We start from the raw sequence: 23,485 nt of genomic DNA, 5'->3' as shown, positions 1-23,485 counted from the left end.
GCCTTGTTATTGAACATCGAGCAGAACTCTGAGTTGGGAAGAAATTTAATCAAATTGGTATTATGTAAGATAAGTCGTAGATAAAATAAGTGATAGATACTGCCTATTCGAGTAATGCCAGATTAACAGTCTGGCATTACTCTTCATGTAGAGTGAGATAATGCTTTATAGATTAAAGACCTAGGTACTGCAGGTAGCCTTAATAACATTACCATAGCAAAGCTATTCATTTGAATAATATCGACGTCAATAGCAATAACTTCACAGCGATTATGTTCGTCCAGCGTCTAGTTCTTCTACTGCTTCATCATAAATATCACCCACAGCTAGCTTACCAATATCTAGTGATTTTTTTCCTTGCAAGGTACCTTCTCGAGGATAGCCTAAAGTATTGGTACGCTCTGTGACATCGTCATCTGAAAAGTCAGGGAATGGTAATTTATTCTCTTCACGTAATGCATCCATATTAGCTTTAGCTTCAACAGCCAAGTTTTCATTAGTAGAGGCTGCTCTTCCCATCAATACTTGCTGTTGTGGTATTGCCCATTCAATTCCTAAATCTATAATAATATCAAGTATATATAAGTTTAAATCTTCCGCTACGGCTTTAAAAGCCACAATTGATTTTGTATCCACATAACAATTAACTACGACAACAAAAGCATCACGCTCAATTTCTTCAAAACGGGCTCTGGCTGCGGTTGGTAACACGCGTTCATGAACAAGTAATAAATCTCTCAGTCTTATTAATAATTGTCTGAGTTGATCGGATGAGGTGTCCAAACGAAATCTGAATTGTCGATTATAATGACGTCGATCAATTTCAGCGTAATTCTCTAGCTCTTTTGAAGAAAAAACTGAGTTGGGTACATGCACAACTGAGCGGTTAAGTTTTCTAATACGAGTAGAGCGTAAGCCTATTTCTTCTACCGTACCAATCACATTGCCAAATTTACAAAAATCACCAGGCTTAATCGGTTTTGCAATGTAGAGGGTAAAGGCACCAAATACATTCTCGAGGGTTTTTTGTGCTGCTAAGGCAATAGCTAAACTGCCTATTCCTAGCCCGGTTAAAATAGTCGCTATATTATAGCCAGCACTTTCAAACCAACTAAGCAGCATAAAAATAACCGTGATGATTTTAAATGTAGTCATTATCGGTCGTATAATGGCGGCTGAATTCTTATCAATTTTCGCTAAATACAAGGAAGTGAATAACTCAATACAACCAAGCAATAAATAGGCTACCGCAAAATATTTGAGCGTTCCTGATGCTATCCACACTTTAGCATTTAACGATAGTCCTAAGTAATGCGATCCATAATCAATAATCATGAAAAATAGGAACATTCGCATTGATTGCCCAAAGAAATGTACAAACACTGGGCCATTCCCTTCTGTTTCCCTGAAGATGAAAGGGGCTATTCTTTTCAAAATACTGGTAAAAAACCAAGCGCCAATGATTAATATGACAAAAGAAACAAATTGCCAATTATTCATATTGATCAATTTAAATTCAGGCAAATAACTGGCTAACTCTTCAATTTTTTCACTATAGCCAAATTCATTCCATAACACTGGAATATGTTTTACTGTGGCATTCGATATTTTCCAAATTTTACTACCATTTTTATCTGGAACTCTCTGTAAGTAAACACTAACTTTACCATGGCTTGTTTCGATTACACCAAGTAGATCTCGGTAGGTGGGTAAATTATCATTATTATGCCCAGCTTCTTCATTACTAGCACTGGCGAGGTCAATGGTATTTTGTTGATTCCACACGATACTTAACTGTCTGATAAGCTCACCAGCACCAATATCCTGGATTTCTTTGGACACGTAACGCATGTCAATGTATTTGCCAGCTTCGATCCAATCTTTATTGATGGCCGCTTCTCTAATAGCTAACAAAGTTGATAACGGTGTTTTACCTGGCTTATAATCGATTTTAGATGAATTTTCACCGGCGACTAACGTTTCAATTTTCTGCTCGGTTTCAGCAATATCTTTTATCGTTGGTGGTTGCGTTGCTGCATAAGAGGGTTGGATTACACTCAAGATGATGCTGAAAATTAAACAACAAAATTGTAGTTGTCGATTCATAAAAAACCTTATTTTAAATAAATTGAAGTCTGCTGTTCACAGAATAAGCATGAACTATTTCAACTTATGAATATACATGATAAAACTCAAGTTTTCGATAAATAAAAGGTAAAGTACTCTGTTATTAAAGGATAAAATTAGATTGCTATTAATTGCTGCTACGCCAACTCAATAAACCCTAGTAGGTGCTCACTCAGTGGGATGAAGTTTATGAAAAATGTCTGATCTAGGAAGCACAGGTTAATAATGAAGGTATTGCTAAAGGTAGTATCTTTGTTGATCATGCAACGACATCAGCAGAGCTTGCTGCAATTGCAGATAAAAAGGATTAGACCCTTTAGATGCACCAATTTAGGGGCCGGTCGGCGTTTAGAGTACTGTGCTAACGGAAATGGTTGCTGTTGATTGGGTGAGAAAAGATACCACTATCTTTTTCAAATGAAGCTGCATGAGCGATAAACGCCAGATTAGCAGTCTGGTGTTTATCGCTCATGCAGTATCACATGATACTTTAAAGATTAAATACCAGAGGTACCGTTGTGAACATCAATAACAGTATCAGGCCAATAGCTGCTATGTTTAACCAAAATCCAGCTCTTGCCATATCAGCAATGCGTAAGTTACCCGAGCTAAATACTATGGCATTGGGCGGCGTTGCTACCGGCATCATAAAGGCACAACTGGCTGCCAATGCCGCTGGAATTACCAGCATCAGAGGACCATCAGTCAGTGTTACTGCTATAGGCCCTAACAAAGGTAAAAAGCTTGCTGCAGTAGCGGTATTACTAGTTACTTCGGTTAAGAATAATATGGTAATTGTGACGATTAATACGGCACCAATAACCGGGAAATTCGAGGTTGCTTCAAGCTGAGTTGCGATATAAGCGGCAAGGCCAGATGTCTTGATCAAGCCTGCTAATGCGAGACCACCACCAAAAAGTAATAATACTCCCCAAGGTAACTTCTTAGTGTCATCCCACGATAAAATACGAATATCTTTTTTGCTATCAACAGGCACGATGAATAACATTAGCGCGACAAACATAGCAATACCAGTATCAGAGATGGCAAGCCCGGTCATTTTTGCGAGTAAGGGTCTAAATATCCAGCCTAAAGCCGCTAGCGTAAAGAAAAACAGTACTAGCTTTTCACCTTTACTCATTCCTCCTAATTCTTGTAACTTAGTTTTAAACATACTGGTGGTATCAACTTGCTCCCCCTCATTTACTTGATAACAAATTCGAGTCAAAATAAACCAACACATAGCTAAAAGTACTGCAGATAATGGCACACCAACAATCATCCATTGGGCAAAGCCAATTTCGATATCATAGCTGTCTGATAAATAGGCAGCCATTAGCGCGTTGGGTGGCGTACCAATTAAGGTGGCTAAACCGCCAATACTTGCTGAAAAAGCGATGGCCAATAACATCGGCTTTGAAAAGTTATCTTTGTTGTCTTCACTTTGTTTTTGTCTAACCATTTCAATGATCGATAAAGCGATAGGCAACATCATTACAGCGGTTGCTGTGTTAGACATCCACATCGATAAAAATGCGGTGACCAACATTAAGCCACCAATTTGATGACTTGGCTTTGTACTTACTAAAGACATTGCTTTTAAAGCGATGCGTTTATGTAAGTTCCAGCGCTCCATCGCGATTGAAATGAAAAAGCCACCGAGGAATAAAAATATTAGCGGGTGAGCGTAGGATGCGGTTGTTACTTTAATGGGAGCTATGCCAACAATTGGCGCCACGATCAAAGGAATAAATGCCGTCACCGAAACCGGTGTTGCTTCTGATATCCACCACGTTGCCATCCACAATGCTAAGCCTAGCGTATACCATGCTGCTGGCGACATGCCTTCAAAGGGAGATGGAACTAATAAGGTTATCAGCATTAATGCTGGGCCTAAGATAAGCATCCGCATTGGCGTTGCCTTGTTTTGAATGTCACTCATAAATTTCCTCACTATGTTGTTTTTATAACAATGTTGTTTTTTATAATAGTTCTACATAATGAATTGCAAAGATGTTGCCATGTTTTTATCTCATTGTTATATATTGATATTGTTGTTTTTTGATATGTTATATTCCTCCTAAAAGTATTGATATCCACCCATAAATAAATCCATATGTGCGGGAAACCGCCAAAATAAATGATTCGCGTAGGTTTTGCAGTCATTTAAAAAAAGCATCAACTTTATTACTAATATTTACTCATTGCATTGAGCTAATAGAAGCTTATTTGAAAGCTATTAGAACGTCTTTGCCAATTATTACCTAATGTGAAGTGGCATCGTTAATTATTGCTGATCTTACTATGGGGGGATTTCTATATACCTCAATAAGCATTTAGGGTGATATCCCCCCAATAATTTATAAGTGCAAATCCCTGTGTTTTCATAAGTAATTGTTACTGCTAGTTAAATTTTGATTTTTATGCTTTTGATTAATTGGCGCGAACATTGCGATAACAAGGTGTCAACTCAAGCCTTAAGGCGGTTGACTCCGATACAAATATAAAAACTTCTTAAGATAAAGGGGAACAACATGAAACATATTCAAGTGAGCACTTCAGGTAAAACAGATAAAACAGATAAAAAAAGTCATATAGGTAAATCATTTCTATTCACGGCACTTTTACTCGGTTGCACAAGTGCCAATGCGACTGAAGAAGTAGAGAGCTCTTTTTATGGCTCGTTGCGTTTGGGGGCTGACTATGTTGATAGTGGTACTGCCGATGACGCGGCAAATGGTAGAGATTATTTAAGCCGAATCGGTGTTAATGCGGAAGTTAAACTAGCCGGGGGTTTAACGGGGCTAGGTAAAGTTGAGTATGGTTTACGTGGGGATGATGGCGTTAATTTCAATCAAAATGAAAAAGCGGGAATGCGACAGATATATGTAGGTCTAAAAGGTGATTTTGGTACCGTCACTTATGGCTCGCAAACTATTATATGGCATCAATATGTACGCAGTGCGTATTTTTCTGATGCTTTAGACTCACTGCGCCAAGGTGCTATTCGTGATGATGATATGCTGCAATGGCAAAAAAGTTTTAATAACTGGAAGTTTGGTGCTGCAATTCAAACAGAGCAGCAAGATGGTGATTCTATTGATCAATACCAATTAGCGGGTCAATATCATAATGAAGGTTTAAAACTCCAAGTTGCCTTAGCCGCTGATCAACAAGGCGAAAATACCGGTAACTTATATGGACTAAGAGCTTGGTATGATATCTCTAAAGCAGTCACTGTCTCAGCATTTTATCACTTGGCAGAAGCAGACTTTGATATATATAAGGGCAATTCCTCGGGTAATGTTCGCTTAGTCTCTGCAAAAGATTCAGGTAAGGTCGGTGGGGTAACTGCTTGTGCTGATGAAGAGCGATCAACGGTAGGTTTATATGGAAAATGGCGTCAAGACAATAACCAAATACATGCGCGGTATGCTGTAAATTCTTGTGAAATAATGGGTGATGTAAGCTCTATTAAAGTTGAGTATATTCGTTACTTCTCTAAGACGTTTCGTCTGTGGGCATCATTTGAGCAGTTAGATAATGACACCACTCGTTTACCATCAACGGGAGAGAATATGTCGGAAATGCAATTAGGTGTGCGTTTCGATTTCTAACATACCCATAGGTAGTATAAAAAGTGAAGAGGTATATTCTTATGAATATACCTCTTCATTGTTTACCAACATACAACAGCGTGAGTTAATTTTTCGTAAGCGGGTGCAGAATTTGATATGGAACAAAGTGTTTTTTATCAGACTAAATAGCTAATGAACTACAGTAAACAACGTGTTAACTTGAAAAACAGATAAGCAAGCGTTGGTTTATGCCAATGCCATATAAGTTTGTGACCGTGTCGTGGGCAGGAAAAATCATTTAATGGTATTGATATTATTCACAAGGTGAATTCTTTTGGTCAATCAAGGTAAATCAAAGCGTAAAAACTATATAGTTTCCATCTTGGTGGTTGTAGGCTTATTGCTGACTATTGAGTTTACCCAGCTGATAGGTATGAATAATGCTTATCAGAAAATGCATCAACAATCGAGCCAGCAGTTATCTAACTTGGTGGGCTATATAGAAAATATTCTTGCTCGTTTTGATAAAATCCCCAAAGTCTTATCAAAACACCCCTTACTAACACAAGTATTAATGTCGCCCAATGAACACAACAAAGTGACTAGGTTAAATGAGTTATTGGCAGATGTGCGCACCATGACTCAAGCGTCAGATATATACTTGATTGATAAAAATGGTATCACTATCGCCGCAAGTAATTGGCAATTACCGACGTCTTTTGTGGGCATGGACTTTACCTTTAGACCTTATTTTCAAGAGGCTTTTAAAGGGCAACTTTCACATTATTACGCGGTGGGTTTAAGCAGTGGCAAGCGAGGTTTTTATTATGCTTATCCTGTGATGTTCGATAAGAAAATTATCGGCGTAATCGCATTAAAGCTTAGTATTACTGATATTGAAGAGCAATATAAAAAGACAGTACTAACCGATAGCTTTAACTTCCTTATTGTCGCACCTGATGATGTTGTCTTCATCTCAGATCGGCCTGAATGGCGATTAAAAACCATTGGTAATATTTCTAAAGACAAATATAGCGAAATAATAGCCGCTAAACGTTATACCGATAAAAAAATATCTTCGCTCAAGGTAACTGATATTTCAAATTACTACCTGCCCAAAAATCTCAGTAGTAAATTACTCGAGGTAACTAGCGATAATAAAACAGAGCAAGTACTGGCCATGCAACAGTTGATGAAAACGGCTAATTGGCAAGTTCATCTATGGCGCTCTGTTATTCCAATGCAAAAGCAACAAAACTTTTTAATTATACTGAGCGCCAGTGGCTATTTTTTGGTTGTTTTTTTATTGTTATTTACCAATGAACGATTTAAAAATGCCTTAAGACTTAAGCAGTCTCAACAGTTGTTAGAAAGAAAAGTTAAAGAGCGTACAGCAGACTTAAGTGCCAGCAATGACAAATTGGTTGAAGAAATAGCGCAGCGGCAACAAGCGCAAACTCAAATGAATAAAATGCAAGAAGAACTGATTCAATCAGAAAAACTTGCAGTAATTGGCAGTATGTCAGCGGGTATTAACCATGAAATTAATCAACCTTTAACGGCTTTACGAAGTTATTCAGAAAATGCGCTTGCCTATCAAGCACGTAATATGACAGATAAGGTGAAAAACAACCTGACACTCATTATTGGTTTAGTCGATAGGCTGAGCGATATTGTCAGTCAGTTTAATAGTTTCTCTAGAAAAAGTACCGGAATTGCTACCGCGGTTAATGTGCATACCAGTCTAATGGCAGCAATGAGTATTGTAAAACATCAAGCGAAAGCGGCCAGCGCGACGTTAATCAGCAAACCTTGCTTAATACCCATGTATGTTTTTGGCGATGCCATTCGCTTTGAACAAGTACTGGTTAATTTATTAAGTAATGCAATACAAGCACTGAGTGATCAAGCAGATAAACAAATAACGATTACTGTTATTGACGAAAAAACGCGGGTTATTATTGAAATAAGAGATAATGGGCCCGGTATTTTAGCCGATAATATTGATCGAGTTTTCGAAGCATTTTTTACTACCAAAGATAATTTTGGCTTGGGTTTAGGGTTATCTATTTCGCACCGCATTATTGAGTCGATGCAAGGTCAACTTAACGTTAGTAATCACCCCGATGGCGGTGCTATTTTTACCATTAGCTTACCTATAACACAGGTTGCGTAAGGAAATATTATGGAAACTAAACAATTAGGTATCGTCTTTGTTATAGATGATGAAGAGCATATACGAACCGCCATTGAACAAACCTTTGAACTACAAGGCTTTGAAGTTCATACATTTTCGCAGGCTCATCAATTACTTAACCAACTAAGTGACCGTTGGCCGGGCGTGGTTATTAGTGATATTAATATGCCCAAAGTTGATGGTCATCAGTTGATGAAAAGTATCAAAATTATCGATGCAGATATTCCAACCATCTTACTAACGGGTTTTGGTGATATTTCCATGGCAGTAAAAGCGATACGTAATGGCGCCTATGACTTTATTGAAAAGCCATTCAATAATGATGATCTGGTTGATACCGTAAAAAGGGCACTAGATAAACGCGCTTTAGTACTTGAAAACAGACAGTTAAAACAAGAAATTGAAACGCATTGTTTACCTGGCCCTCGAATCTTAGGGAATTCTCCGAACATTGTACAAATGCGAAATATATTGAATCAAGTGATGGATGCACCCGCAGATATTATGATTGATGGCGAAACAGGCACAGGTAAGGAGCTTGTCGCTCGCTACTTACACGATCATAGTATTCGCCGTGAATGTAATTTTGTCGCCCTTAACTGTGGTGCTATTCCAGAACATATCATTGAAAGTGAGTTGTTTGGTGCTGAGCAGGGCGCTTATACCGGTGCTGATAAAAAGCGTATTGGCAAGTTTGAATATGCTAATGGTGGAACGTTATTTCTTGATGAAATCGAGAGTACACCAATGGCATTACAAATTAAATTGTTAAGAGTGTTAGAAGAGCGAAAAGTAGTACGTTTAGGTGCCAATGAAGGCATAGAACTTGATGTTAGAGTGATTGCCGCGACTAAGGTCGATTTGTTAGAGTTATGTGCTCAGGGCTTGTTTCGTGAAGATCTGTATTATCGTTTAAACTTGGTGAAAGTAGATATTCCTCCCTTGAGAGAACGTATTGAAGATGTACCGTTACTTTTTTTACATTTTGCTCGTATTGCTTCCGCCCGTTATAAAAAAGAATTGATCCCACTATCACAAGAGCACAAAGCACAATTATTAAGTTATGAATGGCCTGGCAATGTAAGAGAGTTACGTAATTTGGCTGAGCGCTACATTTTATTAGGGGAGGCGGCAGCGTTTAATCTTAAAAGCAATGCGAGTGCCAATTCAATGCACAGTAGTATGGGGCTTACTCAACGGGTTGAGTTTTTTGAAAAATTTCTCATCGAGGAAGCGCTGGCCAATAATGAAGGGTGCATTAAAGACACCATGGAAGAGCTTAATTTAGCAAGAAAAACACTCTACGATAAAATGAAAAAATATGAATTGGAGCGTAAAACCTATCAATAACCTTTCGTGAATAGACTAGGTTAGTATTTGATTATTCTGCTCTGTTAATAGCAGAATAATCAAATAGCCTGTAGCCAGTAATTAACCAGCAATAGTGACTTTGAACGTGAATTATCCTTGCAAAAATTCATACAAAGCTTTTAATACCGACATCTTCCCTTTATCAGTTTCATGTTCATGCGCTAGGTTTTCAATTTTCATCATAAACTCATCAATAGATAAAATACCTTTACCACCATATTGCAGCTTGTTTTGGCAATGTGATTGCCATTTTTGTTGTTCTTCAGTAGATAACGTATACGGATAATTTCTTGCTCGATAGCGAAATAGTAATACGCTTAAACGTTCATCTTGAAATTGAAAGGGATGATTTGCTAATTGCTCTGGTGATAAACCGTGTAAAATATCCATTTGCGCTTTATCGCTATGACTAAAAAAGCTGCCGCCATACAAGGCTTGCTCAGCATCAACGTCATCATTATCAAAATCCGAAGTAGCAAACACATCACTTAACTTATCTCTTAGCTCAGCATGTTTTTTCAATAAGGCTAAGTTTTCTAAACAAACATCACGCGGGATTGCTAAGCGCTCTGCATTTTCAGGTAATAACGTTTTTGCTGGCGCTATAACCGGACATTTATTTACATGAATAAGCTTTACCGGTATTGGTAACTCATCAGGCGCTAAATCGTCATAACGTGTATATAAACGCGCTTTAATATCTTCAGCGCTAAGCGTTAATAAAGGCGAAATATCACGTGCTAAATCGACACAGATCACCGCGTTTTTATTAACTGGATGATAACTAATTGGCGCAAACCAACTGGTACAACCGTGAGCCGATGATACTTTACTTGAGGTATGCACAATGGGTGTCATTTCAGCAGTATTGATTAGATCTTTAACTTGGTTTTTATTCTTCAAATTAAAAATAAAATCATACAGTTTAGGCTGTTTATCTTTGATCAATTTAGCCATAGCTATGGTGGCATAAACATCACTCATCGCATCATGCGCTGCTTCATGACTAATACCATTTGCTGCCGTTAATAACTCTAAGCGGAAACTAACAACTTCTTCACCATCGCGATCGACAGTTGGCCAATTAATACCTTCTGGGCGAAGTGCATAACAAGCACGAACCATATCAATAATATCCCAACGGCTATTACCATTTTGCCACTCTCGTGCATAAGGGTCGTAGAAATTACGATAAAGTAGATAGCGAGTCACTTCATCATCAAAGCGAATATTGTTATAACCCGCCACGCAAGTATTAGGGGTAGAAAAAAGCGTATGAATACGTGTAGCAAACTCAGCTTCAGACAAGCCCTCACGCTGCGCTTTTTGCGGCGTAATACCCGTAACTAAACAAGCTTCTGGGTGCGGTAAGTAATCAACGGGCGGTTGGCAAAAAAACATCTCAGGCTCGCCGATGATATTGAGATCGAGATCTGTGCGAATGCCGGCAAACTGAGATGGTTTATCAAACTTAGGGTTTATGCCCCAGGTCTCATAATCGTGCCAGTAAATTGTTTGTGTGTTTGAATTCAATTTATTCCTACTATATTTTTATTTTTACTTTACCTTCAATAATTAATATTAACAAATCAAGTTACATAAATCAGGGTTAACTGCTTCGTAGCAAATTTAATTTTATCCGTTCCTATTAGTTTTATTCACTACCACCTCCGAACTAAAAAACTGAGACAACGAGTGTCTCATCATTCCTTATAATGATTCTATCAATTCGGCTTGATTATGAGTAACTCATATATCACATGTCGGTCTAATTGGTATTCAAATCAATCAGGAGAGTGGCATGAATAAAATAATTCAAACAATCGGTACAGTTAAAGCTTTAGAAGTTCTGGGTAAAATGGAAAGTCGAAACAATAAAATACCGCAAGCAAACTTACAACTTGCTCCCTTGGCACATTGGGTAGTTAATTTTTTTTCTTGCTATGCCTGTATGGTAATAGGACTTATTTTATTTGCGTTCACTCGTTTAGAAATTGGTGTAGGAGCGAGCATTAGTCTACTGATTTTTTTATGTTATAGCTTGAGGGAGTGGTTTTTGATGTGGGAGGAACGAGCAGAAGAAATACGAGTACTTCATATAGCGGAAGTGTACAGTTGGAAAGAGTTATCAGAAGCCGAAATGCATAAACTTACTTTGAGCATTAGAAACAGACCGTCACATGTTTTACTAAGTTATATCCTTTACTTTGTTCCGCATGCCTTATTTTCAGCACATTTATATTCAATGTTCTGAATCTGTAAAGATATCAGTATTCTCTAAAAGCTAATTGATTAAATAAGAGAGACAGTATGCAAATTTCAAATGATGTAACCAGATCAGAGATGCTGAATTTTTTTAAGGTTAGAGCCGAAGATAAGCAAATTAACAGTACCGAAGATTATGAGAAACATTTATACAAAGTCATTGTTCAGCACCTGAATGTCTTTAGTGGGGAGGACTTATTAGAACAAGATACAACTGAGGGTAAGCTGGAGGGATTTGAATACCTTACATGGATGGCAGCACTTGAGTGCTACGAAATCAAACATGACTTACCTAGAAGGTTAAGCAAGCTGAGATTTGACTTGGGTCTTAAAGTTAATAAAAAGCATAAAAATGTTAATTTGATTGATTTGAATAAAGATATCATTGTCCTGAAATATCGTTTACCTGCTGAATATAAAGCACTTGGCTCTTATAGTGAATATGAGTTCCATTTATATAAATTTATTAATGAAACTTTTTCAGGTAACAAACAAGCTGATTACGATAAATGTTATTGGGGCGACTTAGTAAGGCTATATGAGTTAGAAAATAGATTACCGTTAATTTGTCGTGAGTTAATTAGTTTGGAGAGATATAGAGGAATTAGAAAGCTGAGACAAGAGGTGTCTTAGTGGTACGTGTAATGGTTTGAAAATTAGTTTATAACAACGAATAGGGCACTTATGAATACAGTCAATAATCAATTACCTGAAGACTACATGTTACATCGAATTAAACCTGAGTATCAAAACAAAGCTAATATTCTACTGGCTACTACTGGTGTTCTTAATAGTTTGTCTGGCAAGTACACTTTAGCCATTACCAACTGCACTATGAAGCCAGTAGCACTATCTTCAATGAATCATCAGCATTGCCTTTATAAAGCATCAGTGATTAATCAAGATGATGTTGTCGTTGATACATTTAATTGTGAGGGTTCTCCAAATCAGTGCTTTGAATACCTTGCACATCGTTTTGAACAATTGCTAACAGGGCACGAAGATCAAATTTATTTAAAGCAGCATGCTGAATTAACTCTAGATGACATACTAGTCACTGAGATCTGTAAGCCATCACAAGTCTCAATTGATAAGCAATCATCATTATCAGTGGTACAGGAAGAAGTTGATGAATGGATTAATAACTTGGGTGTCCGTTACTTTAGCGAGTTAACTAACTTATCAAACCTAATTGAAGAAGTGGGAGAAGTAGCTCGTTTAATAGGTCGTGAGTATGGGGAACAAAGCTTTAAGAAAGGTGAAAAACCAGAGTGCATTAAAACCGCCATTGCTGACGAGTTATCCGATGTGCTGTTTATTGTCGTGTGTTTAGCAAATCAGCTTGGTATTAACTTAGATGAAGCCTTTGCTAACAATATGGATAAAAAAACAAAAAGAGATAAATCACGTCATCAAAATAATGACAAATTAAGTTAGAGGATGCATTTCATGAATATATCAAATGTTGTTTATATGCTTAATCTGTTTAATGAACCAGCCATGTGGAGTGACAAAGGTATATTCGCTGAGGTTGAAACCGTCATTGATAAATTATCACAAGATGTAATTACATTGTCTGATAGAGAATTATATCTAACTAAAGAGTTAACTCAGGGGTTATTAACGGCAACTAGAAAAGCTTTTAATAAAGCTGATGAATTTCAAAAAGATGACCTTACTCCTTCAATAAACGAAATCTTGGAGTTTCAATATTTCCTAAGTATAGGTTCAAAAGCACATTAAAAGGCCAGCTAAGACAAAAGGTGTCTAAGTTGGTGTTTACAATGAACATATAAATCATTATTGTTGAGGTTGCGATGGAATATATTACGGTGTTTTTTGGTTCGTTATTAACGGTTTACATGCTTGGCATAAACTCCCAGTTAGTTAGAGATAAAAACTGTGTAGGGGCCTTTTCGTTAGCATGGTTCATTTCATTGTCCAACATGCTTTATATCAAAGTGTTTGTGATGAGCGATGAATTTATGCTTACTTACCTATGTTCAGCATTGGGCAGTGGTATCGGGATTGTTTTATCAATTATCACTTATTCAAAGGTTTATGAGTTACTAAGTAAAAGGAGTACTAATGAAAAACAATATCACTGATAAAAATATAATTAAAATTAATGAACCATTATATACAAAGGATGATTTAATTAATGCCATACCATACGGTGAAGGACAGGCTAAGAATGCTGTTCAGGTAATGTCTGAACTTGATATTGAGTGTTTTTGGAAATATGAAAAATCAAATGCTTTAGTAAAAAAAGCGAAAAAGAATAAAACAGAGAGTAAGTTGCCTCTAAAAACAAAGGAAGAGGCTGAGCTATATAAAAAAAGTGTCTCAGCTAAAAAGAAAATCCAACGAAATATGGATACGTTAATAGAGTCTTTAGGAACAATTGATAAAGTTAAACGTGGCCAAACATATTTCTATTTTTGGAAGAGTAGTGAATTAAAAAATGCGGCACTAGGCCGTGAAGAAATTTCTGACGATAGAATGATGGCTAGAGCGATAGCATTTCAATTTGTAGATGTATATTTAAAAGAGTTTCTTCCACCAAGCATTATTGAAAGCCTTGAAGTTGATATGGATGAAGCGAATGACGATTTACATAAAAGAAAGTTTTGGCAAAAGAAACTACAGTTTCACCCGTCTGGTTTTGAAGTTAGCCCTAACCCTAGAATTGTTATTGGTAATGAACAAGACTGGCATAAAGTTTATGATGCATTGAATAACGATTATGTTATTCAAGCAAAATATGAAACATTACATAAAGGGATAATTCCTAGTTTAGTTTCTTTATCATTGCAAAAAATTCAATATGTAAATCATAAAGTGATGGTTTTAGCTTATGTTCATGAATCAAATTGTGTGAAAACTTTTGAAGTGTCTCGGCTTAGGGATATTAAACAGTCATTAGATTATTCGTTTGAACAAGTTGATTTCAATACCTATGAAAAGAACTACAAGTTTGAAGCGAGAGTTAACGTTGGTGTTAAAGATTACTTTAAGAGTGTCAGATTCGGCCATAATTTTAAAGAACCCGAATATGAAGCTGATGATTCATGGATTATAAAGTCAACTATTAAAGTTCCAGAACACTTCTCTAAAAAGAAACAAGGCCAGCCAGACCCTTTTGCAATAGCTAACTTCCTTAGTGCTTTTGCTGACTCAATGGAGGTTATTGAACCTGATTTCTTAAGAGAAGAAATGAAGCGACGGGCAGATAATTTATCAAAATTGTATTCAGATAAATTTGATAGTGTGCCTGTTATAAGTATTAGTCCTCATGAGCAAACGGGTAACGTTGAAAAGCCTAAGGAAATAGATAAAAGCTTGTAATGAAATTACTGGAATAAACTATGTCTCAGTAGTCATTATAATGATGCTTAACTGTTAACTACAAATGGATGTACAAATGACTAAACCTCGTTACTTAACTAAATCTCGTTTCAAAATGGCAACGGAATGCCCAACTAAGCTTTTTTATACAGGTAAAAAAGAATACCCAAATACCATGCTTGATGACCCATTCTTAGCAGCGCTTGCTGATGGTGGTCATCAAGTTGGTGAATTAGCTAAGCAGTATTACCCTAATGGCTTTGACATTACTACGCTTGATTATGATGAAGCTGAAAAGCAAACATTAGAACTTTTGGCGCTCGATGAAGTGGTAATATTTGAACCTGCTATTCGTTTTAATAACTTGTTTATTCGTATTGATGTATTAGTTAAAAAAGGTAATCACTTTGAATTGATTGAAGTGAAAGCAAAATCTTATTCAACAAAAGATAATGGTGACTTTCATAATAAAAAAGGTGACAAGCTTGATTCAAAATGGAAACCGTACATTTTTGATGTTGCCTTTCAAAAACATGTTTTAAAAAATTTCTTTCCAAAATCGACTGTCAGTAGCTACTTAATGCTAGTAGATAAAACGGCAACTTGTGCAACCGATGGTCTTAATCAAAAATTTGTTTTAGCTAAAGATGAACATAATCGGAAAGGGGTGTCAGTATCATCAAGTCTTACCAAAGAAGACTTATCAAATAAACTGTTAGTTAAGGTAAATGTTGATAAGGCAGTGCAACTTGCATACGACACCGAATTAACCACAGGAATGCCAGCCCATTCATTCAAAGAGAACATTACGGCACTTGCTAAGTTTTACCAAGAAGACCAGAAAATAGCACCTGTTATCAAAAAGAAGTGCAAAACGTGTGAGTTTCAATGCTCAATGGCTGATGAGCAAAATGGAAAGCTAAGTGGCTTTAAGTCCTGCTGGAAAGAACAGTTGCGCTGGTCTGATGCTGATTTTGATAATAAAACGGTACTTGATATTTGGAACTTTAGGGGTGCTGATAAACTTATTGAACAAGGGATTATCAAACTTGTTGATGTCGAACCTGAACATATTGGGGAAGTAGAAAATAAAATTACTGCTTTAGCCCTCAAAGAACGTCAGTGGCTACAAGTTGAGAAAGAACAGAACAAAGACACTAGTATCTATTTTGATACCGACAGTATGCGGAACGTAATGGCTAGCTGGACTTATCCGTTACACTTTATTGACTTTGAAACCAGTGCTGTAGCTATTCCATTCTACAAAGGCATGAGTCCATACGAGGGCATAGCATTTCAATTTTCGCATCACATGGCTCATGCTGATGGACGAATTGAACATGCGGGTGAATTTTTAAATACCGCAAAAGGTGAATTCCCTAATTTTGAATTTGTTCGTGCTTTAAAGGCGCAGCTTGAAAATGATCAGGGCACTATATTCATGTACTCACCCCATGAGAACTCATACTTGAATATGATTTATAGACAATTAAATAATTCAAATGAGTTAGACAAAGACGAGCTTTGTGAATTTATCAAAACCATTACACGTTCAACAACGAGTAGTAAAGAAAACTGGTGTGGTGACCGTTGTATGGTAGATATGCTTGACCTTGTTAAAAAATACTACTACGACCCAGCAACGAATGGCTCAAATTCGATTAAATATGTTTTACCTGCCATTTTGAATAGCTCTCAACATTTACAAGAGAAATACAGTAAGCCCATTTATGGTAGTGAAGGTGGTGGTGATTCAATTAACAGTTTGAACTTTAAAGAAAAAGTTTGGATTGAATTTAATGAACAAGGTAAAGTAAAAGACCCATATAAACATTTACCTAAAATGTTTACTGATATAACAGACCATGATGTTGAATTGTTATCAGAGGGTGATGAGCTTAATAACGGTGGCTTAGCATTAACCGCTTATGCAAGGTTACAGTTTACTCACATGAGTGACTATGAACGTGAAGAATTGAAAAAAGCGTTGTTGTGCTACTGCGAGACAGATACGTGGGCAATGGTAGCTATATATGAAGCTTGGAGAGCAATGGTTACAGGCTTTAACCCACTTGATTAAGAAGTATAAAAGTACACTTGATTTCAATAGGACATTACTAATCTAATTTGTAATTAATAGAACACAATAGATTAGTCAATTTTAATTACCTGGAGTGAGCATGCGATTTATTTTTTTATTAGTAATAACCCTTTTAATTGTTGGTTGTGGACGGCTCGACCGAGCTTCAGCAGCATGGACGGGTGATTTATCTGAGGTATGTCATGATGGAGTGATATATTTGCAAGGTACGAGTGGGTTAACTGTAAAGAGATTAAAAAATGGCTCTGTTGCCACATGTAGCTAGTAAGAAGTTAACAGGGCATGATGTTGAACTGCTTCAGATGGTGATGAGTTAAATAATGATGGCTTAGCGTTAACTGCTCATTCAAGGTTACAGTTTACTTACATGAGTGACTATGAACGTGAAGAATTGAAGAAAGCGCTGTTGTGCCACTGCGAGGCTGACACTGTCGCTATGGTGTTTTTATATGAAACTTGGAAGGAAATGATTAATGAATAAAAGTGAATTTGCAACTACACCTGAAGTTGTTGACTTTGTTGAATGGTCTATAAGTTTTTTACCTACGCTTGAAGTAAATTTAAACATTTCTAATAAAGGAACTGGGCGAATTAAAGGTATGAACAAGTTGCCTTCTACATTTGGGCCTGGTGTCAAAGGTACATTTGTTGGAATGGACGCTATAACAAACGCTTATCAATGGGCGGGAAAGTGGGAAGATTCAGAAGGGAATTTTACAGAATCTTGTGATTGGTTTTCTACAAGAAAGTCGTTAAATGAATTAAGTAAGTGGTTTAGAGGTAACATTCAATCAGCAAGTTCTACTGATGTATTTAATCACTGTAACCAAATTTTAATTTGGGGAGGCGATAGAAATCCAGCAGTTGGTGCTGGAAAATTTTTGCTTAAACTTCAGGGTGATATACAGCATTACTTAATTACTACTAAGAATCAACTTTTGTTAAAAACCGCCGATATTAGTAAACTATCAGAAATCTTTGAAATGAATGCAATGTTAACAAAAGTTCATGCTTTGGCTTCAGATGATGGATTGCCCATTTATGATTCTAGAGTTGCAGGGGCTATTGCTTGCTTAATTGAAATATATAGACAAAACACGAATAAACCTTGGAATAAATTACCAGACCTTTTAACTTTTAAGGCAGTGGATAACGCACCTCGCAGAAGAGTTATAGGAATGAATCATATCCAAAAACAGGTTATTGACCCTGGACGAATTACTCGTGAAACGACAGAAGCGGGAAAAAGGAAACGCTCTTACGATTGGGCTTCTTCAAAAGTCAGGCTAGGCTGGTTGATGGAAGAAATTATTCATGCCTCTGAACTTAAGAAAAACTCTATATTTAAGAAGGAAACGTTGCATGATGATTCAACAACAGCACAGTTACATGCACTAGAAGCCGCGTTATTTATGATTGGATTTGACGTTAACTGTATTAGTAAAGTTAATTTTATATAGTATCTGTACTTGTCTGTAAATTGATTAATTTAAAAGGCTACCTCTATAAGACAGTTGTTGTCCTACTACCTTGTTATATTTAATTCTCTCAAATCAACAAGGATAAATTTATGAGTTATATCGATAAGTTAATAGCCAATTGTGAAGAAGCTAAAAAGGCAAAGCCAACGAATGAATTTGTTTTAGGTGAGCTTTCAGAGTTGGATGGAATAAAAACAGCCATTTATATTATTGAACAAGTAACTGGCGATATTAATGGTGCTTTTGATTCTCTTTCAAAGTATAAGGCGTCTAAAGAAAGGTCTTGTCCTGCAATAAATTCACCATCAAAAATCATGTATGTTGGCTCTTCTACAACGGGTGTTAAAAGCCGGATAAAACAGCACCTTGGTGATGGTAATAAAAGCACTTATGCCTTGCACCTTAAGCATTGGTTTGATGGTGATTACAAAATTACGATTATGGAATTTGATAGAACAAGAGATGTGCTTCAAATCATTGAAGATGACATTTCAGATCGTTTATCTCCCGCATTTGGAAAGAAGGGTGGTAACAATAAGTAAACTCACACGACTAAGTGGTTAATTAATTTTAAATACAAAAAAGGATAAATTTGTATGTTTGTTAAAAAAAGTAAATTTCTTATTTCTTTAGCCATGACGGCTAGCCTTGCTGGTTGTGGTGGAGGTGGTTCTGATGCTGCACCTGATAAACCTGACCCTATAGTAGCTAATACGATTTCTCTTACGGGTAAAGTTATTGATGGTTACGTATCAGGTGCTACTGTCTGGTTGGATTTAGATGGTGATAGTAAGTTTGATAAGCAAACTGAGCCGTCAGTAGTTTCAACTGAATCAGGTAATTACAGTTTTGAATTTACGGAAGAACAAGCGTCTTGCGTACCATACTCTACTATGTTCGTTGATGTGCCTGTTGGTGCTATTGATGAAGATTTAGGCGAGGTTACAGAGGCATACCAAATGTCTTTCCCTCCATCTATTGAGCCTTTGTCAGATGATGATATTCGTAATATATCGCCTTTAACTTCTGTTATTTGGGGACAATTACGACGTCAACTCCAAGGTAGTGGTAAAGGGAACTTAAGTTGTGCTGAACTTAAGGCGGATAACAATTTACGTCAAGAACTTAAGCGTGAGATTGAAGACGTAATACTAAATCTCGTTGCTCATTACAATTTATCGGCAGATCAAATTTATTCAGACTTTATTGCTAATAATGACAGTGCCGTTTATGACAAAGCCCAGTCAATTGTGACGGGCTTAAAAGCAGCTTACAAACATAAAAAAGACCTTGAAGCTGAATATCCAACCGCGGCTGAAATTCGAGTCGTTATCTATCAGGATAAGGATAAAGATGAAGAGTATAACTTCACTGATGCTTGGTATCGCGATGAAATTATCTACATGGGCACTGAAGACTTCATCGAGTTTGTGAAGCTTAAGGATACTGGCTCTCTAAATAAAATTGATGTTGTGTTAACTAAGCTTCATGAGGTTGGCATTGCTTGGGGCGACCAATCATTCAATGGTTGGTTAAGTATTAGGGAAGATGTTTATATCAATGCAGACCAAACATATCGCTGTGGCAATATTGAGCGTGTTAGCTTTGAAAAAGAAGGGATTCATTATGAACTTGGAAATACTATACCCACAGTCACTTTCCCAACACTTGATGAATGTATCAATACGAGTTTAGAAAACCCTTATGAGCGTAACTTTAGCTTACGTTACTCTGAAACTGATTATGAGTATGGTGCTGAGTTCTATTTCAGGGACATGAACGCAGATTTTCAAACTTTATCAAATTGGGTAAATGTTAAAGACAAAGGTGCACAATTAGAAGCTACAGAATTATTTACTGCTTTTAATGCAATGCCTTATCGATTTGATGATGAAGTTGCGCTAGATGTAAGTTACTGGCGTAAAAGTAAAGCGACAGGCAACGTAGTAATACATAAGAATGATGAAGGTGAATGGCGTAAAGAAACAAAGCAAGATGATGGAACAACTGTTTATGAGTGCAGTGTTAACGGTGTTAACTGGTTAGCTTGTCCTTAATAACTTATTCATTTAAACGGCTTTAATTAAATACCAGCTACATGCTGGTATTTTTAATTTTGGACTTATGATAAAGCAGCAATACTAGATAGCTTTATAAATATATTGAATGGTTATTCATGCCTTTGCTATTCAAGTAAGGAAAGTGCTAATGAAAATTCAAAGAAAAGAAATACTAATTAACCATAAGTCTATTGTTTTTATGGACTATCAAAAACTAGCTGATGAATACTTATCATCAGATCAAATTATGTCATTAAAATATAAAATGACGCTTGTTTTTCGTGACTTCCTCAAATACAAAATTTGGAAATACGAGAAACATAAAGATCTAGACTATAGCTGCATGGCTCTAGGTGAACGGGTTTGTTTAAATCTTGCTTTTTTAGTAGCTATTAAGCAGTTTGAAATTGATATACAAACCGATATTAATATTAATCCTTTAGATTTTATTAACTCTGAATTAAGGAAAGGAGTTTCGGAATCGCTAGATTACAGAAGATTAGTATTGACTACGGTTGATGATACTTAAATTGTAAAGGTAATGTCATCCGTTCCATCATTATGAAGTAATTGTTCACCTTTATTTGGTCATAGTTATTTTTATTGGCTCCAATTTACTCACTGCTAGTAGCTTGTAATTACTTATTAGTGTACTCTTGAAAAAATATAATGAATTCATTGTGTTGAATTAAACTGAGACGCAACTTATATAAGGAAGGTGTGAATGAATGTACGTGAAATGTTCTCTAAGATAGATAGATTGTTTGAAAGTAATAATGAAATTGAAATTTCTAAGGTACAAGGAAATCAATTTTCTGCAATATTACATAGTAATTATATTGAAATACCTGAATTAACTGACTGTAAACTTCTTATGGCTGTCTTTCAAGATGCATATTACTTGCTACAACAAAATGGAAGTGAAGGCGTTCGGTATGGAAAAGCAATAGGGGCGAGATTAGGTGATGAAGGACTAGAAGTAAGTACATTAGATGGTCATATCTCTTATCATGTTTATGGAACGAAAATAGGAAAGGCCGTTTTACAAAGAAGTTATTATGTTGGCGCAATATTAGTTGCTGCTGGAGTTTGTGAATGGATTTCTGGTGGTATTCGGTTAGTGGAATGATATCTGCTAATTATAAATCATTAGTATAAACGATAAATTGTAAAGGTTTGTTATGATTTAGGAGTGTTATGAGTTATTTATTTATTATTAGTACCTTTTCCGTATGTCTGGCTTGCTTAATTGTGTGGCAACGCATGGGTAGTTACAAAACTGAATTTAGCAAAGCAGGAAGTTTATTTAAGGTTAGTTTATTTAATGATCTTAAACGGCTGCTGAAAAATCCGAATTGCATTAATGAAATATCCCCTTTTAATACTAGATACTTGTTGGGTTGTCTCGTTGGTTTGTATTTATTTTTTGTATTTCGTGCAGCATGTGTAAGTCTTATAATATTTTCAGCTTTGCTAGGCTTATACCACCTTTTGGTATAAAAAATATGCTAAGAATTTAAAGAGGAACAAAGCAGTCAATTGTTCGCCTATACCAATCCAGCGCCCCGTTCTCGCACAGGTCGTTTTATCACTTGCAGCGTCATACCAACCAAGTAATATCCCTCGGCTGTCTCTGATTTGCTTTCTACCTCCATGTACGGTTTCAATCCAACCAGTTAAGTTGCCTTTGTTATCACGTAATTGAATCCTATTCATTGTATACCTCCACGTTTTTAAAATATGAGTGTATATAACAACTAGGATGTAAAGCGTCCTAGTTGTTATCTATTGCTTTTTTTATCATCAAAGATCGCAGAAATTAGAGCAACTATGAAAACAGCGAGCGCAACAAAAAGACAAAACCTAATTCCTAGCCAAATAACATTAGATTTTGTTAAGTCTATATCTGCGCAGTATCGTGTTTTTAAATTAGCCGACATAGCCTGTTGGTTTATCCACTGCTTTTGTAACTCTAAATCGTTGTTCTCTTGTGATTTATATATAACAAGGTGAAGTGTCAACATCGCTAAAAAAATTACGGGAGCAAAAATGTCTATCGGCATAGATTGATTAAAAAGCATGACACCAACCAATATCATGGCGAGGGTTACCCCAGCAAAAAATAAGGTATCCATAAAACCATCACGTTCGCTACATAGATGTGCAGGTCGTTTATCTAATAATGAAATGAGCGAAGGTCTATCTTCAAACATCTCTTCAACAGTAGGTAGTTTTGATGGCATAACCGACTCATTAATTTTTGTTTTGCCATCGGGGGTTACTTCTACCCAAGTTAAGTTGCCATTGTTATCACGTACTTGCATTATATTCATAGCTATATCTCCACGTTTTAAAGCATGAGTTTAACCACCAACTAAGACATGAATGGTCTTGGTTGTTAACTAAGATAAATTTAAATATTAGGCAGGTGTCAGTAAGAGCAAGGAGGATGCAGTGAGAAGGTTTTTAATTATCTTATTAATAGTTATTAATTCAGGATGTCAATCTGTACCTAATTACTGTGGAATAGGTTCAACTAAAGCGACATCATTGATATCTAATTATCCTTATAGGGGGCCTGTAAATGGTGGCTATGATGAAAATGGTGATGGTATAGTCGATAAACTTGAAGCATTTGCTCACTGGGATTTTTCTCAGGTTAACCGAGTGCTTCAATCAGGTGTTGAAAACCAGCAATATAGTTGGGTAAACATAGATACCTGTTATCAATTTTCAATAACCGCAAGTGACTTCTATGATGATGCCGCAATGCCAATCCTGTACCAAACATGTAGAAAATTTGATGTTTCTGTTATAGCACCAGACAATTCAGGTTTAGGGACGTTAGGCGCGAAAGCTTGTCGAAACTTTACCAATCAAAAGTGGGAAATATTGTAGTTCGAATATTTAATTTACTAATGATTTTTAAGTGTGCTGATACTAATGCTAATTAGCTT

21 protein-coding genes are annotated in these 23,485 nt (G+C 36.3%); 16 read left to right on the top strand and 5 right to left on the bottom strand.

The window, feature by feature from the left end; genetic code table 11:
* Positions 1–270: 270 nt before the first annotated feature.
* A complete protein-coding gene (locus CXF71_RS01510; protein WP_101231231.1) occupies positions 271–2,106 on the bottom strand; it encodes a mechanosensitive ion channel family protein in 1,836 nt (611 codons plus the stop codon).
* Between the two features lie 511 nt (positions 2,107–2,617).
* A complete protein-coding gene (locus CXF71_RS01505; RefSeq protein WP_101231230.1) occupies positions 2,618–4,069 on the bottom strand; it encodes an SLC13 family permease in 1,452 nt (483 codons plus the stop codon).
* A 592-nt stretch (positions 4,070–4,661) separates the two neighbouring features.
* On the opposite strand from CXF71_RS01505, the gene CXF71_RS01500 reads away from it, so the two are divergent.
* The 3 genes from CXF71_RS01500 to CXF71_RS01490 all read left to right on the top strand — a co-directional run bounded on the left by CXF71_RS01500 (position 4,662) and on the right by CXF71_RS01490 (position 9,252).
* A complete protein-coding gene (locus tag CXF71_RS01500; RefSeq protein WP_101231229.1) occupies positions 4,662–5,744 on the top strand; it encodes a porin in 1,083 nt (360 codons plus the stop codon).
* A 295-nt stretch (positions 5,745–6,039) separates the two neighbouring features.
* Positions 6,040–7,881 carry a sensor histidine kinase gene (locus CXF71_RS01495; RefSeq protein WP_101231228.1) on the top strand — a complete coding sequence of 614 codons (1,842 nt, stop codon included), beginning with the start codon at positions 6,040–6,042 and terminating at the stop codon, positions 7,879–7,881.
* A 9-nt stretch (positions 7,882–7,890) separates the two neighbouring features.
* Positions 7,891–9,252: a sigma-54-dependent transcriptional regulator gene (locus tag CXF71_RS01490; RefSeq protein WP_101231227.1), complete on the top strand. Its 1,362-nt coding sequence runs from the start codon at positions 7,891–7,893 to the stop codon at positions 9,250–9,252.
* Positions 9,253–9,363: 111 nt separating this feature from the next.
* Here the strand turns inward: CXF71_RS01490 and sbcB are convergent, their stop codons facing one another.
* The gene (gene sbcB, locus CXF71_RS01485; RefSeq protein ID WP_101231226.1) at positions 9,364–10,806 is read right to left on the bottom strand and encodes an exodeoxyribonuclease I; all 1,443 of its coding nucleotides are present in this window, start codon (positions 10,804–10,806) and stop codon (positions 9,364–9,366) included.
* 268 nt (positions 10,807–11,074) lie between these two features.
* On the opposite strand from sbcB, the gene CXF71_RS01480 reads away from it, so the two are divergent.
* From CXF71_RS01480 to CXF71_RS01420, 12 genes are all read left to right on the top strand, one after another.
* Positions 11,075–11,527 carry a hypothetical protein gene (locus tag CXF71_RS01480; protein ID WP_101231225.1) on the top strand — a complete coding sequence of 151 codons (453 nt, stop codon included), beginning with the start codon at positions 11,075–11,077 and terminating at the stop codon, positions 11,525–11,527.
* A gap of 56 nt (positions 11,528–11,583) precedes the next feature.
* Positions 11,584–12,171, top strand: coding sequence for a hypothetical protein (locus CXF71_RS01475; protein ID WP_101231224.1), 588 nt, complete (start codon positions 11,584–11,586; stop codon positions 12,169–12,171).
* A 51-nt stretch (positions 12,172–12,222) separates the two neighbouring features.
* The gene (locus CXF71_RS01470) at positions 12,223–12,975 is read left to right on the top strand and encodes a nucleotide pyrophosphohydrolase (RefSeq protein ID WP_198559799.1); all 753 of its coding nucleotides are present in this window, start codon (positions 12,223–12,225) and stop codon (positions 12,973–12,975) included.
* 12 nt (positions 12,976–12,987) lie between these two features.
* The gene (locus tag CXF71_RS01465) at positions 12,988–13,281 is read left to right on the top strand and encodes a hypothetical protein (protein WP_101231223.1); all 294 of its coding nucleotides are present in this window, start codon (positions 12,988–12,990) and stop codon (positions 13,279–13,281) included.
* 345 nt (positions 13,282–13,626) lie between these two features.
* The gene (locus tag CXF71_RS01455) at positions 13,627–14,886 is read left to right on the top strand and encodes a WYL domain-containing protein (protein ID WP_101231221.1); all 1,260 of its coding nucleotides are present in this window, start codon (positions 13,627–13,629) and stop codon (positions 14,884–14,886) included.
* A gap of 76 nt (positions 14,887–14,962) precedes the next feature.
* Positions 14,963–16,966 (top strand): DUF2779 domain-containing protein, encoded by a 2,004-nt coding sequence (locus CXF71_RS01450; protein ID WP_101231220.1) that lies wholly within the window; start codon positions 14,963–14,965, stop codon positions 16,964–16,966.
* Between the two features lie 100 nt (positions 16,967–17,066).
* The gene (locus CXF71_RS01445) at positions 17,067–17,252 is read left to right on the top strand and encodes a hypothetical protein (RefSeq protein WP_101231219.1); all 186 of its coding nucleotides are present in this window, start codon (positions 17,067–17,069) and stop codon (positions 17,250–17,252) included.
* A gap of 208 nt (positions 17,253–17,460) precedes the next feature.
* Positions 17,461–18,447, top strand: a complete 987-nt coding sequence (locus tag CXF71_RS01440; protein WP_101231218.1) for a hypothetical protein — start codon at positions 17,461–17,463, stop codon at positions 18,445–18,447.
* A 110-nt stretch (positions 18,448–18,557) separates the two neighbouring features.
* Positions 18,558–19,010 carry a GIY-YIG nuclease family protein gene (locus tag CXF71_RS01435; protein WP_101231217.1) on the top strand — a complete coding sequence of 151 codons (453 nt, stop codon included), beginning with the start codon at positions 18,558–18,560 and terminating at the stop codon, positions 19,008–19,010.
* 54 nt (positions 19,011–19,064) lie between these two features.
* Positions 19,065–20,525, top strand: coding sequence for a hypothetical protein (locus CXF71_RS01430; RefSeq protein ID WP_101231216.1), 1,461 nt, complete (start codon positions 19,065–19,067; stop codon positions 20,523–20,525).
* Between the two features lie 151 nt (positions 20,526–20,676).
* Positions 20,677–21,057, top strand: coding sequence for a hypothetical protein (locus tag CXF71_RS01425; protein WP_101231215.1), 381 nt, complete (start codon positions 20,677–20,679; stop codon positions 21,055–21,057).
* 195 nt (positions 21,058–21,252) lie between these two features.
* A complete protein-coding gene (locus tag CXF71_RS01420; protein WP_101231214.1) occupies positions 21,253–21,657 on the top strand; it encodes a hypothetical protein in 405 nt (134 codons plus the stop codon).
* Positions 21,658–22,007: 350 nt separating this feature from the next.
* On the opposite strand, the gene CXF71_RS01415 is transcribed toward CXF71_RS01420, so the two are convergent.
* Together CXF71_RS01415 and CXF71_RS01410 are read right to left on the bottom strand one after the other, a co-directional pair.
* The gene (locus tag CXF71_RS01415) at positions 22,008–22,244 is read right to left on the bottom strand and encodes a hypothetical protein (protein WP_101231213.1); all 237 of its coding nucleotides are present in this window, start codon (positions 22,242–22,244) and stop codon (positions 22,008–22,010) included.
* A gap of 65 nt (positions 22,245–22,309) precedes the next feature.
* Positions 22,310–22,861: a hypothetical protein gene (locus CXF71_RS01410; RefSeq protein WP_101231212.1), complete on the bottom strand. Its 552-nt coding sequence runs from the start codon at positions 22,859–22,861 to the stop codon at positions 22,310–22,312.
* A 121-nt stretch (positions 22,862–22,982) separates the two neighbouring features.
* On the opposite strand from CXF71_RS01410, the gene CXF71_RS01405 reads away from it, so the two are divergent.
* The gene (locus CXF71_RS01405) at positions 22,983–23,426 is read left to right on the top strand and encodes a hypothetical protein (protein WP_101231211.1); all 444 of its coding nucleotides are present in this window, start codon (positions 22,983–22,985) and stop codon (positions 23,424–23,426) included.
* Positions 23,427–23,485 lie beyond the last annotated feature (59 nt).

This window comes from Colwellia sp. 12G3, assembly GCF_002836775.1.
Classification (GTDB): domain Bacteria; phylum Pseudomonadota; class Gammaproteobacteria; order Enterobacterales; family Alteromonadaceae; genus Colwellia.
This window is presented reverse-complemented; position numbering and strand designations above follow the sequence as displayed.

Bases quoted from the DNA above. Each gene is read 5' to 3' on its own strand.
- CXF71_RS01440 (WP_101231218.1), top strand. From the start codon at position 17,461: ATGAATAAAAGTGAATTTGCAACTACACCTGAAGTTGTTGACTTTGTT.
- CXF71_RS01470 (WP_198559799.1), top strand. From the start codon at position 12,223: ATGAATACAGTCAATAATCAATTACCTGAAGACTACATGTTACATCGA.
- CXF71_RS01420 (WP_101231214.1), top strand. From the start codon at position 21,253: ATGAATGTACGTGAAATGTTCTCTAAGATAGATAGATTGTTTGAAAGT.
- CXF71_RS01410 (WP_101231212.1), bottom strand. From the start codon at position 22,861: ATGAATATAATGCAAGTACGTGATAACAATGGCAACTTAACTTGGGTA.
- CXF71_RS01500 (WP_101231229.1), top strand. From the start codon at position 4,662: ATGAAACATATTCAAGTGAGCACTTCAGGTAAAACAGATAAAACAGAT.
- CXF71_RS01465 (WP_101231223.1), top strand. From the start codon at position 12,988: ATGAATATATCAAATGTTGTTTATATGCTTAATCTGTTTAATGAACCA.
- CXF71_RS01445 (WP_101231219.1), top strand. From the start codon at position 17,067: ATGCGATTTATTTTTTTATTAGTAATAACCCTTTTAATTGTTGGTTGT.
- CXF71_RS01490 (WP_101231227.1), top strand. From the start codon at position 7,891: ATGGAAACTAAACAATTAGGTATCGTCTTTGTTATAGATGATGAAGAG.
- CXF71_RS01415 (WP_101231213.1), bottom strand. From the start codon at position 22,244: ATGAATAGGATTCAATTACGTGATAACAAAGGCAACTTAACTGGTTGG.
- CXF71_RS01455 (WP_101231221.1), top strand. From the start codon at position 13,627: ATGAAAAACAATATCACTGATAAAAATATAATTAAAATTAATGAACCA.
- CXF71_RS01435 (WP_101231217.1), top strand. From the start codon at position 18,558: ATGAGTTATATCGATAAGTTAATAGCCAATTGTGAAGAAGCTAAAAAG.
- CXF71_RS01450 (WP_101231220.1), top strand. From the start codon at position 14,963: ATGACTAAACCTCGTTACTTAACTAAATCTCGTTTCAAAATGGCAACG.
- CXF71_RS01505 (WP_101231230.1), bottom strand. From the start codon at position 4,069: ATGAGTGACATTCAAAACAAGGCAACGCCAATGCGGATGCTTATCTTA.
- CXF71_RS01480 (WP_101231225.1), top strand. From the start codon at position 11,075: ATGAATAAAATAATTCAAACAATCGGTACAGTTAAAGCTTTAGAAGTT.
- CXF71_RS01510 (WP_101231231.1), bottom strand. From the start codon at position 2,106: ATGAATCGACAACTACAATTTTGTTGTTTAATTTTCAGCATCATCTTG.
- CXF71_RS01430 (WP_101231216.1), top strand. From the start codon at position 19,065: ATGTTTGTTAAAAAAAGTAAATTTCTTATTTCTTTAGCCATGACGGCT.
- CXF71_RS01425 (WP_101231215.1), top strand. From the start codon at position 20,677: ATGAAAATTCAAAGAAAAGAAATACTAATTAACCATAAGTCTATTGTT.
- CXF71_RS01475 (WP_101231224.1), top strand. From the start codon at position 11,584: ATGCAAATTTCAAATGATGTAACCAGATCAGAGATGCTGAATTTTTTT.